The sequence below is a fragment of the Phenylobacterium hankyongense genome (assembly GCF_003254505.1).
Lineage (GTDB): Bacteria > Pseudomonadota > Alphaproteobacteria > Caulobacterales > Caulobacteraceae > Phenylobacterium > Phenylobacterium hankyongense.
Genome location: NZ_QFYP01000001.1, coordinates 1,968,732 through 1,982,599, shown reverse-complemented (window position 1 = coordinate 1,982,599; position 13,868 = coordinate 1,968,732). Strand labels below are relative to the sequence as shown.

At 68.6% G+C, this 13,868-nt stretch carries 12 protein-coding genes; 3 read left to right on the top strand and 9 right to left on the bottom strand.

Annotated features, from left to right (window positions below):
• From DJ021_RS09620 to coxB, 6 genes are all read right to left on the bottom strand, one after another.
• Entirely contained in the window at positions 1-873 is an 873-nt protein-coding gene (locus DJ021_RS09620; RefSeq protein ID WP_111457336.1) for a cytochrome c oxidase subunit 3, read from the bottom strand.
• A 76-nt stretch (positions 874-949) separates the two neighbouring features.
• Complete coding sequence (locus DJ021_RS09615) at positions 950-1,549, bottom strand: cytochrome c oxidase assembly protein (RefSeq protein ID WP_243625945.1); 600 nt, start codon at positions 1,547-1,549, stop codon at positions 950-952.
• 22 nt (positions 1,550-1,571) lie between these two features.
• The gene (locus DJ021_RS18875) at positions 1,572-1,724 is read right to left on the bottom strand and encodes a hypothetical protein (protein ID WP_165837168.1); all 153 of its coding nucleotides are present in this window, start codon (positions 1,722-1,724) and stop codon (positions 1,572-1,574) included.
• Positions 1,721-2,692, bottom strand: coding sequence for a heme o synthase (gene cyoE / locus DJ021_RS09610; RefSeq protein WP_111459046.1), 972 nt, complete (start codon positions 2,690-2,692; stop codon positions 1,721-1,723). Before cyoE ends, DJ021_RS18875 begins: the two co-directional genes overlap by 4 nt.
• Positions 2,693-2,774: 82 nt before the next feature.
• A complete protein-coding gene (ctaD, locus tag DJ021_RS09605) occupies positions 2,775-4,424 on the bottom strand; it encodes a cytochrome c oxidase subunit I (RefSeq protein WP_111457334.1) in 1,650 nt (549 codons plus the stop codon).
• 18 nt (positions 4,425-4,442) lie between these two features.
• Positions 4,443-5,453, bottom strand: a complete 1,011-nt coding sequence (gene coxB, locus DJ021_RS09600) for a cytochrome c oxidase subunit II (protein WP_111457333.1) — start codon at positions 5,451-5,453, stop codon at positions 4,443-4,445.
• Positions 5,454-5,811: 358 nt separating this feature from the next.
• Between coxB and tldD the strand changes: the two genes are divergently transcribed.
• Positions 5,812-7,242 (top strand): metalloprotease TldD, encoded by a 1,431-nt coding sequence (gene tldD / locus DJ021_RS09595; protein WP_111457332.1) that lies wholly within the window; start codon positions 5,812-5,814, stop codon positions 7,240-7,242.
• 119 nt (positions 7,243-7,361) lie between these two features.
• Complete coding sequence (locus DJ021_RS09590) at positions 7,362-9,407, top strand: TonB-dependent receptor plug domain-containing protein (protein ID WP_111457331.1); 2,046 nt, start codon at positions 7,362-7,364, stop codon at positions 9,405-9,407.
• Here DJ021_RS09590 and DJ021_RS09585 read toward each other — a convergent pair.
• Positions 9,404-11,251 carry a peptide MFS transporter gene (locus tag DJ021_RS09585; RefSeq protein WP_111457330.1) on the bottom strand — a complete coding sequence of 616 codons (1,848 nt, stop codon included), beginning with the start codon at positions 11,249-11,251 and terminating at the stop codon, positions 9,404-9,406. The genes DJ021_RS09590 and DJ021_RS09585 overlap by 4 nt on opposite strands.
• Before the next feature lie 209 nt (positions 11,252-11,460).
• On the opposite strand from DJ021_RS09585, the gene DJ021_RS09580 reads away from it, so the two are divergent.
• A complete protein-coding gene (locus DJ021_RS09580; protein ID WP_111457329.1) occupies positions 11,461-11,973 on the top strand; it encodes a DUF427 domain-containing protein in 513 nt (170 codons plus the stop codon).
• 25 nt (positions 11,974-11,998) lie between these two features.
• On the opposite strand, the gene DJ021_RS09575 is transcribed toward DJ021_RS09580, so the two are convergent.
• Positions 11,999-12,457 (bottom strand): SRPBCC domain-containing protein, encoded by a 459-nt coding sequence (locus DJ021_RS09575; RefSeq protein WP_111457328.1) that lies wholly within the window; start codon positions 12,455-12,457, stop codon positions 11,999-12,001.
• 19 nt (positions 12,458-12,476) lie between these two features.
• A complete protein-coding gene (locus DJ021_RS09570) occupies positions 12,477-13,832 on the bottom strand; it encodes a glutamate--cysteine ligase (protein ID WP_111457327.1) in 1,356 nt (451 codons plus the stop codon).
• Positions 13,833-13,868 lie beyond the last annotated feature (36 nt).

The following is a 13,868-nucleotide window of genomic DNA, read 5'->3' as shown; positions in this document are numbered from 1 at the left end:
TCAGTGCCCGGGCATTCCGAAGATCACGTAGATGAAGGCGAACAGGAACAGCCACACCACGTCGACGAAGTGCCAGTACCAGGCCGCGGCCTCGAAGCCGAAGTGCTTGGTCGGCGTGAAGGCGCCGTTCAGCAGCCGGATCAGGCAGACGGCCAGGAAGATGGTCCCGATCAGCACGTGGAAGCCGTGGAAGCCCGTGGCCATGAAGAAGGACGAGCCATAGAGCCCGGAGTTCGCCGCCTCGGTGGAGAAGAAGTACTTGTGCTCGAGGATGTGGTGGTACTCGAACGCCTGGATCGAGGTGAACATCACGCCGAGCAGGATGGTGAGCGCCAGGCCGATCTTGGCGCCCTTGCGGTCGCCGGTCTGCAGCGCGTGGTGCGCCCAGGTAACGGTGGTGCCGGAGAGCAGCAGGGTCAGGGTGTTGACCAGCGGCAGGTTCCAGGCCGGCACCGTCTCGACGCCGTGCGGCGGCCAGCTGGCCCAGGCGGTCCGCACCTCGTCAATCGACGACAGCGTCCGGTGGTGGTGGAACAGGGCCATCTCGAAGAAGATCCAGAACCACGCGACGAAGAACATCACCTCCGAGGCGATGAACAGGATCATCCCGTAGCGCAGGCCGATGGCCACGACCGGGGTGTGGTCGCCCTCGTTGGCTTCCTTCACCACGTCCCGCCACCAGCCGAACATGGTGTAGAGCACGCCCGCGAGGCCGGCGGCGAACAGCCACCAGGTGTGCGCGGGCATGCCGAACATGCCCTTCAGCCAGGTTACGCCGCCCAGGGCCATCACCGTGGCCGAGATCGAGCCGACCAGCGGCCACGGGCTCGGATTCACCAGGTGGTAGTCGTGCTTGACGCCGTCTTGGGCCATTTCGGTCGTAACCCCTAAAAATCCAAAGCGGCCGGCCCGGGGACTCGTCCCTGGGCGCAAGCCGGTTCGCGTGACGCTATAGCCCTGCGGCGGTCGATCCGCCAAGGGCGGAAACGGCCTTTGGCGGCGAAGCTTTCGCTTGCTGCGCCGGAGGCTTGGAATCGACCGCCGGATAGAAGGTGTACGACAGCGTCACCTCCTTCTGTCCCTTGGTCTCGTAGTCGGTCGCATACTTCGGATCGACGAAGTAGAGCACCGGCATTTCCACCGTCTGGCGGGCCCCGATGGTCTGGTCGGAGAAGCAGAAGCACTGCAGCTTGCGGAAGTAGGCGCCGGCCTGCTCCGGGACCACGTTGAACACCGCCCGGCCGGTGACCGGCTTGTCGGAATTGTTGGTCACCTTGAACACCGCCAGCTTGGTCTCGCCGATCTTGGCGACCTGCGAGGTCTGCTCGGCGGTGAAGTCCCACGGCAGGTCGCGCAGGTTGGCGTCGAAGCGGATGGTGATGGCCTGGTCGAGCACCTTGTCCGGCGCGATCTGGGCGCGGCTGACGGTGCCGTCGTAGCCGGTCACCTGGCAGAACGCCTTGTAGAGCGGCACCGAGGCGTAGGCCGCCCCGATCATCCCGAAGAACACGACCCCGCAGATCACCGCCACGTTGCGGTTGCGGCGCATCTCAGGGCTCAGGGGCGGGCGTTCAGAACGGTTGCTGCGCGACATTGCCGCCAAGCCTCACAAGGGTGACCACGAAGATCAGGATGACGAAGAGCACGAGGCCGAGCGCCAGGGCGATGTTGCGGCCGCGCCTGGCCTTCAGTTCGGCCTCGGTCTCCCGGGCAGGATCGCTCATCGGATAAGCTCCAGGGCGGGAAGGTGGGCCACGTGCTCCACCAGGAGGGTGGCGAACAACAGGGTGAGATAGAGGATCGAGAAGGCGAACAGGTTGCGCGCGTCCTTGGCGCCGGCGCGCACGTCATAGAGGCCGTCGTCGTTGCGCTGGCCGCCGCTCTCGCCGGCGCGGCTGCGGAACAGCCGCCAGGCCAGCAGCAGGAAGACCAGGCCGCCCAGGCCCGACACCGCCAGGTAGGCGATCCCGCCCAGGCCGGTGAAGGCCGGGACCAGGCACAGCGGCACGAACAGCAGGCTGTAGATCAGGATCTGCTTGCGGGTGGAGGCCGCGCCCGCCACCACCGGCATCATCGGCACCCCGGCCTTGGCGTAGTCCTCGCTGGTATAGAGCGACAGCGCCCAGAAGTGCGGCGGGGTCCACATGAAGATGATCGCGCAGAGCAGCCAGGCGTTCAGCGGGGTGGTCCCCGCGGCCGCCGCCCAGCCGATCACCGGCGGCAGCGCTCCGGCCAGGCCGCCGATGACGATGTTCTGCGCCGTCGAGCGCTTCAGCCACACCGTGTAGACCACGGCGTAGAAGAGGATGGTGAAGGTCAGCAGGCCCGCCGCCAGCCAGTTCACCGCCATGCCCATCAGCATCACGGAGAACATCGACAGCACCACGCCCAGCGCCAGGGCGTCGGCCCCCTGCACCCGGCCCGCCGGCACCGGCCGGCCGCGGGTGCGGCGCATCTTGGCGTCGATGTCGGCGTCGTACCACATGTTGAGCGCGCCCGAGGCGCCGGCCCCGACCGCGATGCACAGGATGGCCACCGCGCCCAGGAACGGGTTGATCGGCCGGCCCGCGCAGATCAGGCCCGTCAGTCCCGTGAACACCACCAGCGACATGACGCGCGGCTTCAGGAGCTGCAGGTAGTCCTGCCAGCGGGCCGGTGCGTGGGATGTGGCGAGGGCCGGAGACATGGCCATGGACAATACTCTGAAATGGTCGAAGGGCGCGGGCCGTCTCCGGCGCGCGCCCCTCTTCGCGTTGGATCGGGGGTCGCCGTCCTTAGTGGATGTCGGACTTGACCACCGGCAGTTCGTTGAACTGGTGGAACGGCGGCGGCGAGGACAGGGTCCACTCCAGCGTCGTGGCGCCTTCGCCCCACGGATTGGCTTCGCCCTTGCGGCGGAAGACCATCGCGTCGAGCAGCATCAGCAGGAAGACGCCGACGCCCACCAGGGTGATCACGTAGCCGATCGAGGAGACCTTGTTCCAGAAGGTGAAGGCCTCCGGATAGTCGACGTAGCGGCGCGGCATGCCCTGCAGACCGAGGAAGTGCTGCGGGAAGAAGATCGTGTTCACGCCGACGAAGGTGATCCAGAAGTGGGCGACGCCCAGCCATTCCCGATACTTCACGCCGAAGATCTTCTCGAACCAGTAGTAGAAGCCCGCGAAGATCGCGAACACCGCCCCGAGGCTCAGCACGTAGTGGAAGTGGGCCACCACGTAATAGGTGTCGTGCAGGCTGTAGTCGACGCCGGCGTTGGCGAGCACCACGCCGGTGACGCCGCCGACCGTGAACAGGAAGATGAAGCCCATCGCCCACAGCATGGGCGTCTTGAAGTCGATGGAGCCGCCCCACATCGTGGCGATCCAGGAGAACACCTTCACGCCGGTCGGCACCGCGATGACCATCGTCGCGGCCACGAAGTAGGCGCGCAGATTGATGTTCATGCCCACGGTGTACATGTGGTGGGCCCACACCAGGAAGCCGATGAAGCCGATCGCCACCATCGCGTAGGCCATGGCCAGGTAACCGAACACCGGCTTGCGCGAGAAGGTGGAGACGATGTGGCTGATCATGCCGAACCCGGGCAGGATCAGGATGTAGACCTCGGGGTGGCCGAAGAACCAGAACAGGTGCTGGTACATGACCGGGTCGCCGCCGCCCGCCGCGTCGAAGAAGTGGGTGTGGAAGTTGCGGTCGGTCAGCAGCATGGTGATGGCGCCGGCCAGCACGGGCAGCGACAGCAGCAGCAGGAACACGGTCACTAGGATCGACCAGACGAACAGCGGCATGCGGTGCAGGGTCATGCCCGGCGCGCGCATGTTGAAGATCGTGGTAATGAAGTTGATGGCGCCCAGGATGGAGCTGGCGCCGGCCAGGTGGAGGGCGAGGATCGCGCAGTCCATGGCCGGGCCGGCGTGGCCCGAGGTGGATAGCGGCGGATACATCGTCCAGCCGCCGCCGAAGCCGCGGCCCGGTCCGCCGTCCACCGTCATCGAGGTGAGCAGCATCACCCAGGAGGCGACCAGCAGCCAGAACGAGATGTTGTTCATCCGCGGGAAGGCCATGTCCGGCGCGCCGATCATCAGCGGCACGAACCAGTTGCCGAACCCGCCGATCATCGCCGGCATGACCATGAAGAAGATCATGATCAGGGCGTGGGCGGTGACCACGGCGTTATAGCCGTGCTTGGAGCCTTCGATCAGGCCCAGCTGCGCCACCAGGCTGTGGGGCTGGAAGATCTGAATGCCCGGCTCGGCGAGCTCCCAGCGGATCAGGCCGGAGAGCGCCCCGCCCACCAGGCCCGCCATGATGGCGAACAGCAGGTAGAGGGTGCCGATGTCCTTGTGGTTGGTGGAGAACAGCCAGCGGACGAAGAAGCTGGGCTTGTGGTCGTGGCTGTCGTGATCGTGAGCGGCGTAGGCCATCTTACGCTTGTCCTAAGATCAGTGCGCGGCCGGCGCCTGGGGCGCTGGCTGAGTGGTGGTCGCGGCGGGAGCCGCCGGCTTGGCGGTCGACGCCGCAGCGGGCGCCGCGGGGTTTTCCGGGGCCGTGGCGGCGGCGGGCTGGCCGGCGGCCGCGGCGTTCGGGGCGCCGGCGGGCGTGGCGGCGGCGCTCAGCGTGGTCGGCGTGGGCGCGGGCTTGCCGCCGCCCTTGGAAGCCACCCAGGCGTCGAACTCCGGCTGGGTCACCACCCGCACTTCGATCGGCATGAAGGCGTGGTCGACGCCGCACAGTTCGCGGCACTGGCCGTAGTAGGTGCCGACCTTCTCGACCTTGAACCAGGTCTCGTTGACCCGGCCGGGGACGGCGTCGGTGATGATGCCGAAGGAGGGCACGGCGAAGGCGTGGATCACGTCGGCGCCGGTGACCAGCACGCGGACCACCTTGTTCACCGGCACCACCAGCGGCTCGGTCGCCGCCAGGCGGTAGGGCACGCCCTTGGCCTTGGCCTGGTCCTCGGGAAGGATGTTGGAGACGAACTCCGGGATCTTCTGGTCGGGGAGCTCGTAGCCCCAGTACCACTGATAGCCCGTCGCCTTCACCGTCATGTAGGGCTTGGGCATGTCGTGGTAGGCGAACAGCAGCTTGAACGAGAAGATCGAGATGAACACCAGGATGAGGACCGGGACGAGCGTCCAGACCACCTCGACCACGGTGTTATGGCTCCAGCGCGCCGGAACCGGGTTCGCACGCTTGTTGTAGCGCACGATGCACCAGATCAGGAGCGCCGCCACGAACAGCGTGATCGCCGTGATGATCGGCATCAGGATCATGTTGTGGAAGAAGATCGCGTCGTGCCGCAGGGGAGTGACCCCCGGCTGCAAGTCGATCGCGCCCGGCGTGGGCTGCCCCACCAGATCCTCGGCGAGGGCCGCGCCCCCCAAGAACGCCGTCATCGCGCCCGCGGCGACACCGGTCGCCAGCGCCCGCATCCCCTGAAACCTCGACTTCATGTCCCCTCGGTCTGGTTGGCCGGCCGCGTCTCGCGAAACTGACGATCGCCCCCGCCGACTGAAAGTAGCCAAGACAGGCGCTTTCGCGTCGGCCCGGCCCCTCAGCGCGCGTGCATACGCGCATCCCCAGGGCTTGCCAAGGCGCTTGCAATGGGGAGTGGCCGGTGGGCCGCAGGAGAGGCTCCGGCGCGGGAAAAACAAGCCGGGCGAGCCTTCCGTGCAGTCCGGTCGCCGACCCTCGTTCGGAAGAATCCGCGTCCGGAGGAATCGGCCCGCGCCTTCCGGTCGCAGGGAGCAGGCCTGGGCCGGGGAGACTTCGGCGGATGACGCGGGCGCATGGCGTCCCTATCTTCCCCGCATGAACGCTCATTCCCCCGCTCCCTCGATCCTGGACGCCGCCGGCGTCGACCCGAACCGCGCCCGCGAGATCCTCGGCGAGGCGATTGGCGGCGCCGACGACGGCGAGCTGTTCGTGGAACGCTCGGAAAGCGAGTCCTTCCTGTTCGACGACGGCCGGCTGAAATCGGCGGCCTATGACGCCACCGAGGGCTTCGGCCTGCGGGTGGTGGCGGGCGAGACCGCCGGCTACGCCCACGCCAGCGAGATCTCCGAGGCCGCGATCCGGCGGGCCGGCGACTCCGCGGCGCTTGCCCGGCGCGGCTACGCCGGCGTCTCCGCCGAGGGCCCGCGCCCGACCAACGCGCGGCTCTATGGCGAGGACAATCCGCTCGCCTCCCCCGGCTTCTCCGACAAGGTGGCGCTGCTGCAGGAGATCGACGCCTGGGCGCGGGCCCGCGATCCGCGGGTGGTCCAGGTGATGGCCTCGCTGGCCGGCGAGCAGCGCACGGTGGAGATCCTGCGCGCCGACGGCCGGCTGATCCGCGACGTCCGCCCGCTCGCACGTATTAATGTGCAGGTCACCGTCGAGCGCGAGGGCCGGCGGGAGAACGGCTACACCGGCTCCGGGGGCCGCGCCGGCTTCGAGACCTGGATCACCGAGGCCAACTGGCAGGGCGCGGTCGACGAGGCCCTGCGCCAGGCCTTGGTCAACCTGGAGGCCGTGCCCTGCCCGGCCGGCGAGATGGACGTGGTGCTCGGCCCCGGCTGGAACGGCGTCCTGCTGCACGAGGCCGTGGGCCACGGGCTGGAAGGCGACTTCAACCGCAAGGGCACCTCGGCCTTCTCCGGCAAGATCGGCCAGCGGGTGGCCGCGCCCGGCGTCACCGTCTTCGACGACGGCTCGCTGCTCGGCCGTCGCGGCTCGCTCACGGTGGACGACGAGGGCACCCCGACCGAGCGCACCATCCTCATCGAGGACGGGGTGCTGGTGGGCTACATGCACGACCGGATGAGCGCGCGGCTGATGGGCCAGCAGGCCACCGGCAACGGCCGCCGGCAGTCCTACGCCCACATGCCGATGCCGCGGATGACCAACACCGGCATGCTCGGCGGCGACACCCCGCGCGAGGAGATGATCGCGTCGACCAAGCGCGGCCTCTACTGCGCCAACTTCGGCGGCGGCCAGGTGGACATCACCAACGGCAAGTTCGTCTTCCAGTGCACCGAGGCCTACCTGATCGAGGACGGCAAGGTGACCACCCCGGTGAAGGGCGCGACCCTGATCGGCGACGGTCCCTCGGCGCTGACGCGGGTGACGATGATCGGCGACGACTTCGGCTTCGACCCCGGCATCGGGGTCTGCGGCAAGTCCGGCCAGAGCGTGCCGGTCGGCGTCGGCCAGCCGTCGCTGAAGATCACCGGCCTGACGGTCGGCGGCACCAGCCTGTAGTCCCAGGTGATCGTGGATGATCGCCGGCAACCTTTCGGCGATTTAATCCACCTTACGGGCATTTAACTGGCCTGGAACATGGCCGACGGCTCACCTGCCCGCCAGGAGAGCCGCGTTATATGACCTTGTTACTTGTCCTGGCGCAGGCGGCGCTGGCCGCCGCGCCTGCGCCCATCGCCACGCTTCCCATGGCCCCGGCCGCCGGCCCCGCCCGGCAAGGCGTCATCAGCTATGGACCCGAGTTCTTCGCCGCGGCCGGTTCGGCCAACGCCTTCGAGATGGTCCAGCGCCTGCCAGGGTTCAACCTCGACATCGGCGACACGGTCCGCGGGTTCGAGGGCGCGGCCGGCAACGCCCTGATCGATGGCCGCCGCCCGGTCTCCAAGAGCGACGCCCTCGACGCCATCCTGCAGCGCATCCCGGCCTCCCAGGTCGCCCGCATCGACGTGATCCGCGGCGGCGCGCCGGGCATCGACATGCAGGGCAAGTCGGTGCTGGCCAATGTCGTCCTGAAGGACGGCGGCGGCTTCCGCGGCCTGGCGGCGGCGGCGCTCAACTACGTTCAGGACGACGGCCGGCTCGTGCCCAGCGTCCGGCTGGAGGGTTCCGGCGGCTCCGACGGCCGGGCATGGGAGTTCGGCCTGCGCTCCGGCCGCGGCGTCGACGACGGCTCCGGCCCCGGCCCGGAGGTGAGGATCGACCACGCCGGAAACCTGCTCGCCCGCTCGCAGATCAAGGCCAAGGGCGACGCCCTGCAGCACACCGCCACAGGCGCCTACGAGACGCCGCTGTTCGGCGGCCGCCTGCGGCTCAACGGCCGGCTGTACGCCAACTATTACGACTACCGCGAGATCAACGCCTTCACCCTCCCGGCCGGCCAGGTCGTCACCACCCACGACAGCGACGACGAGGTGGACAGCGAGGTCGGCGTCCGCTGGACCCGCGACTTCGGGGCGCGGACCAACCTGGAAGCCATCGGGCTGCGCCAGACCAAGGACCAGACCTTCCAGGAGCTGTTCGACCAGCATCCTGGCGAGCTGTCGGACTTCCAGCTTCGCCGCCGCAGTTCCGAGAGCATCGCCCGCGCCGTGCTGAAGTTCCGCCAGTCGGAGCGGCTGTCGTGGGAGCTGGGCGGCGAAGGCGCCTTCAACCAGCTGGATTCCAACACCGGCTTCGCCGAGGGCGGCGTGCCGGTCGACCTGCCCGCGGCCGACGTGCAGGTGAAGGAGACCCGCGGCGAGGGCTTCGTGAAGGCGGTCTGGCGTCCGCTCGCCGCGCTCACCGTCGAAGGGGCCGTGCGCGAGGAGGGCTCGAAGATCTCCTCCTCCGGAGACGTGGCGCTGGAGAAGACGCTCTATTTCACCAAGCCGCGGGTGGCGGTGACCTGGGACGCGACGCCGTCCACCCAGCTCCGCGCCCGGTTCGAGCGGGTGGTGGGCCAGCTCAACTTCGACGACTTCGTCGCCTCCGCCTCGCTGAACAAGGGCCAGGTGGTGGCCGGCAATCCCAACCTCAATCCCGAGCAGGCCTGGGTCAGCGAGGCCGCGGTCGAGCAGCGGTTCTGGAAGGGCGGGGCGGCGGTGCTCACCCTGCGCCACTCCGCGCTCACCGACACCATCGACTACGCGCCGGTGTTCGTCGGCGCCGACGTCTTCGAGCGCCGGGACAATGTCGGCGACGGGACCAAGGACGAGCTGGTCGCCAGCCTCACCCTGCCGCTCGACAAGCTCCTGAAGGGCGCGCAGCTGCGCGGCGAAGCCACCTGGCGGCGGAGCGACGTCACCGATCCGACCACGCATCGCAAGCGGGAGATCTCGGCGCTGCGGCCGCTGGAATGGGAAGCCCATTTCACCCACGACCTGCCGCAGTGGCGCGTCAACTGGGGGGTCGACGCCTTCGGGGCCTGGCGCGAGACCCGCTACCACACCGACCAGGTCGAGATCCGCAAGCTGAAGACCTACGTCGTGCCGTTCGCCGAATGGAAGCCGCGCAAGGACCTCTCCGTGCGGCTCGAGCTCGGCAACGTCACCGCCCGCGGCTTCCGCAACACCCGCTACGTCTACGACGGCCCGCGCGGCGTCCGGCCGTACGACTACGTCGACGACCGCGACGTCCAGTTCGGCCGGATGTACTACGTCCGCGTGCGCAAGACCTTCGGCGCCTAGGTCGGCCGGTCGGCCCGCAGCGTCGCCGGGCTGACCGCCTGGCGCTCGCCGTCGACGGTGGGGGCGATCGGCTCCGGCATCGGGTGGTTGCGCGGATCGTTCACCCCGTGCGCCCAGCCCTTCACGAAGATGCTGAGCACGATGAAGCCGACCCCGATCCCCATGCCCCAGAGGCCGAGCTGCTGGAACACCTTCAGCGAGGCGTGCAGAGAGGCGGCGGGATCGAGCACCTCGCCGCCCACCGTCTCCGTACCGGCCAGGCCCGCGATGATGCCGCCGACGTACTGGGCGATCGACGAGGCCAGGAACCAGACGGCCATCATGAAGGAGACCACCGCCGGCATGGAGAGCTTGGTGATCTCCGACATGCCGACCGGCGACAGGAACAGCTCGCCGGTGGTGTGCAGCAGGTAGAGCAGGCCCAGCAGGAACAGCGGCTCGCGGTAGGCGGAATCGGTCATGCCCGCGCCCCAGACCACCACCATGAAGCCCAGCCCCACCTGCACCAGGCCCAGCCCGAACTTCAGGGTCGGGTTGGGGTCGCGGCCCTTGCTGGCCAGCCACGCCCAGGCGGCCGCGAAGATCGGGGCGAAGATCAGGATGAAGCCCGGATTGAACGACTGGGTCTGGGCCGCCTGCACGCCCATCAGGTCGACGTTGCGCGCGGCGAACAGGTTGAGCGAGGTGCCGGCCTGCTCGAACAGGGTCCAGAAGATCACCGCCCCGACGATCAGCACCACCGCCAGCATCATCCGCTGGCGCTCCGCCCAGGTCTTGCAGACCACCGCGATGATCGAGAGGATCGCCAGCAGGCAGACCAGGATCGAGACCACCAGGGCCGCCCCGACGATCTCGTTGTGCTGCACCAGGAGCCAGACCGGCGCGACGCCGAGCAGGCCGAAGCCGTAGATCAGCCACTCGCGGCTGATGGGACCGGCCACCGGCCGGCGCAACAGCTCCGGGTTCGGCGGCTCGCCCTTGCCCAGCAGGTGCTTGCGGCCGAGCACGAAGACCACCAGGCCGGCCGCCATGCCGATCCCCGCCAGCCCGAACCCGGCCCACCAACCCAGCGTCTGGCCCAGCAGGCCGCAGAGCACGGCCGCCCAGAACGAGCCCAGGTTGATGCCGTAGTAATAGAGGGTGAAGCCGGAATCCCGCCGCGGGTCGCCCTGCGGATAGAGCTGGCCGACGATGGTCGACATGTTGGGCTTCAGGAAGCCGACGCCCATGATGATCAGCGAGATCGCCAGGTAGAAGGCGTTCACGCCGGTCTGGTCCTGGGTCTTCTGCATCTTGTAGGAGCCCTCCGCCAATACCGACGGGAGCGGCGCGCCGGGCGGCAGGCTCTTGATCTCCAGGCCGCCGGTCTTGGCCGGACCGAACTCATAGGGCTTTCCCGCCACCATCAGCTCGACCTTGCGGGCGTCCATGCGGCCTTCGGCGGCCACCGGGTAGCTGTGGCCCGCATAGACCAGCGTCTGCTGCGCGGGCTGGCCCTCGTAGGCCATGGTCAGGTGGCCGCAGGTCAACAGCAGCGCCCCGAAGATCACCGCCTTGCGGGTGCCGAGCCAGCGGTCGGCGATCACCCCGCCTAGCAGGGGCAGGAGGTAGACCAGCGAGGTGTAGGAGCCGTACTGGGAGTTCGCGGTCTTGTCGTCGAACAGCAGGTGCTGGGTCAGGTAGAAGATCAGGATCCCGCGCATGCCGTAGTAGGAGAATCGCTCCCACATCTCGGCGAAGAACACGATGACCAGCCCACGCGGGTGGTTCTTCCGCAGCTGCAGCAGCACCGGCAGGCCGGTGGCCAGCGTCACGACAAGGCCGATGAGGACGATGAGGTTCATGCGCGGCGGTTCCGTTCCCTGACCAGATCTGCGGCCTTGTTTGCGGCCTGGAGGGAGGGTTTCGCCCGACCTCGCCCATTTGCGGGGAGAAAATCACGCGCAGAGGCCAAGCACAAGCAATGCGGCGCCCCCGCGCCAATCCGGCGCTGGACAAGCCTGGAGCCTGGGCGGAGCCTGATGCGTTCAGATCAGCGGAGGAGACCCACGCCATGCTGATCCCCGGCCCGGACCACCCGATCACCCTCAAGACGGCGAAGAAGCGCTGGCGGGCGTTCTTCAACGGCCACGTCATCGCCGACACCAACGACGCCCTTATCCTGCAGGAGGCGAACTATCCGCCGGTGGTCTATTTCCCGCGTGAGGACGTGGCCATGGAGTACATGGCCCGCACGGACCGCACGACCCACTGCCCCTACAAGGGCGACGCCGCCTACTACACCCTCGTGATGGACGGCAAGATCGCGGAGAACGCGGTCTGGACCTACGAGGAGCCGTTCGAATCCATGGACCCGATCACCGCGCGCCTGGCCTTCTACGCCGACCAGGTGGAGGTCTATGACGTCGACGACGCCGCGGTGAACCCGCGCCACGACGAGGACCTGGCCGCCCGCGCCGAGATCGACGAGGTCGTCCAGCACACCGACGCCGGCGACGGCACCAGCCAGGGCCCCCACTGGACCCCGAACGTCGAGGTCCCGGCCGAAGAGGGCGGGCTGCGCTAGGCGATCGCGCCCGGCCCGCGACGGCTCATTCGAAGCGGCGGGCCAGCTGCGCCAGCGACAGCCGCGCGCCGTCGTCGTGGTCCTGCGGCCGGACGCCCGGCGGCAGGTTCGAGGCCACGAAGCTGACCTCGGTCCCGCCGGGCGCGTCGTCGAACGTCACCACGAGGGTCATTTCGCCCGCGAAGGCCGGATCGGGGCTGTCGAAGGTCACCGCCTCGACGATCCGGCGCGGCGGGACGAGGTCCACGAACCGGACGTCGACCCGGTCCTCGCGCTCGGCGGTCTTGCCGCGGAAGGTGCGCTCGTCCGGCGGATAGTAGAGCGACATCCGGTATCCGCCGCCGACCCGGGCGTCGAAGGCGTGGATCACGCCGGTCATCTGCGCGGGCGGCAGCCACTCGACCAGCACCGCCGGGTCCATGAAGGCCCGGTAGAGCGCCTCGGGCGAAGCCTTGATGACCTGCGACGTGCGGACGTCAGCCATGGCGCGCGGCTCCCGACGATCAGTAGGCGAAGGCCTCGAACACCTTGCTGGCGTCGCCGGCCCAAGGGCCGTTGTAGAGCTCCAGCAGGCGCTCGGCCGGGGTGACGCCGCTGTCGGCGATCTCCTGCAGCTCGCCGAGGTAGCCGCTCTCGTCCACCAGGCCGCCGGACAGGCGGTTGCGGCGCTTCAGGCCCTCGCGGGCGATGGCGACCATGTCCTTGGCCACGTCCTGCACGCTGCGCCCGGCGATCTGCGCCTTCAGGCCGATGCGGGCGACGTCGGCGCGCAGGCGCTCGTGGTCGTCGATCTTCCAGTCCTTGCAGAGGTCCCAGGCGGCGGCCAGCGCGGCGCTGTCGTAGAGCACGCCGGTCCACAGGGCCGGCAGGGCGCACAGGCGGCTCCAGGGGCCGGAGTCGGCGCCGCGCATCTCCAGGTACTGCTTCAGCCGCACCTCGGGGAAGATGGTGGTGGTGTGGTCGGCCCAGTCCTTCAGGGTCGGGCGCTGGCCCGGCAGCTCGGGCAGCTTGCCCTCCATGAAGTCACGGAAGGAGCGGCCCGCCACGTCGATGTAGCGGTCCCCGCGCTTGACGAAATACATCGGCACGTCGAGCGCGTAGTTGGCGTAGGTGGCGAAGCCGAAGCCGTCCTGGAAGACGAAGTCCAGCATGCCGGTGCGGTCGTTGTCGGTGTCGGTCCAGACGTTGGCCCGCGCCGAGACGAATCCCGACGGCTTGCCCTCGATGAACGGCGAATTGGCGAACAGGGCGGTGGCGATCGGCTGCAGGGCCAGGCTGGTGCGGAACTTCGCCACCATGTCGGCCTCGGAGCCGAAGTCGAGGTTGGCCTGCACCGTGCAGGTGCGGAACATCATGTCCAGGCCCATGGAGCCGACCTTGGGCATGTACTCGCGCATGATCTTGTAGCGGCCCTTGGGCATCACCGGCACCTGGTCGCGTCGCCAGACCGGGGTGTAGCCCAGGCCCAGGAAGCCGATGCCCAGCTCGTCGGCGACGACCTTCACCTCCTGCAGGTGGGCGCCGGTCTCCTCGCAGATGTCGTGGATGGTCTCCAGCGGCGCGCCGGAGAGCTCGAACTGACCGCCGGGTTCAAGGCTGACGTTGGCCATGCCGCGCTGCAGGGCGATGACGTTCTCGCCTTCGTGGATCGGCGCCCAGCCATAGCGGGTCAGGCCGTCGAGCAGGGCCTTGATGCCGTTCGGCTCGTACGGGACCGGCTCGTGCGTGCCCAGCCGGAAGACGAATTTCTCGTGCTCGGCGCCCACGCGCCAAGCTGACGCCGGCTTCGACCCCTGGTCGAACCAGCGTACCAAATCCTCGAACACGAGCGGACGCTCGTCGCTGGCGACCTCGGTCATCGTGGTTCTCCCAAGCCCGTCAACTGTATCTGCGCC

Bases quoted from the DNA above. Each gene is read 5' to 3' on its own strand.
- DJ021_RS09570 (WP_111457327.1), bottom strand. From the start codon at position 13,832: ATGACCGAGGTCGCCAGCGACGAGCGTCCGCTCGTGTTCGAGGATTTG.
- tldD (WP_111457332.1), top strand. From the start codon at position 5,812: ATGAACGCTCATTCCCCCGCTCCCTCGATCCTGGACGCCGCCGGCGTC.
- DJ021_RS09615 (WP_243625945.1), bottom strand. From the start codon at position 1,549: ATGCGCCGCAACCGCAACGTGGCGGTGATCTGCGGGGTCGTGTTCTTC.
- DJ021_RS18875 (WP_165837168.1), bottom strand. From the start codon at position 1,724: ATGAGCGATCCTGCCCGGGAGACCGAGGCCGAACTGAAGGCCAGGCGC.
- DJ021_RS09580 (WP_111457329.1), top strand. From the start codon at position 11,461: ATGCTGATCCCCGGCCCGGACCACCCGATCACCCTCAAGACGGCGAAG.
- coxB (WP_111457333.1), bottom strand. From the start codon at position 5,453: ATGAAGTCGAGGTTTCAGGGGATGCGGGCGCTGGCGACCGGTGTCGCC.
- DJ021_RS09575 (WP_111457328.1), bottom strand. From the start codon at position 12,457: ATGGCTGACGTCCGCACGTCGCAGGTCATCAAGGCTTCGCCCGAGGCG.
- ctaD (WP_111457334.1), bottom strand. From the start codon at position 4,424: ATGGCCTACGCCGCTCACGATCACGACAGCCACGACCACAAGCCCAGC.
- DJ021_RS09590 (WP_111457331.1), top strand. From the start codon at position 7,362: ATGACCTTGTTACTTGTCCTGGCGCAGGCGGCGCTGGCCGCCGCGCCT.
- DJ021_RS09585 (WP_111457330.1), bottom strand. From the start codon at position 11,251: ATGAACCTCATCGTCCTCATCGGCCTTGTCGTGACGCTGGCCACCGGC.
- DJ021_RS09620 (WP_111457336.1), bottom strand. From the start codon at position 873: ATGGCCCAAGACGGCGTCAAGCACGACTACCACCTGGTGAATCCGAGC.
- cyoE (WP_111459046.1), bottom strand. From the start codon at position 2,692: ATGGCCATGTCTCCGGCCCTCGCCACATCCCACGCACCGGCCCGCTGG.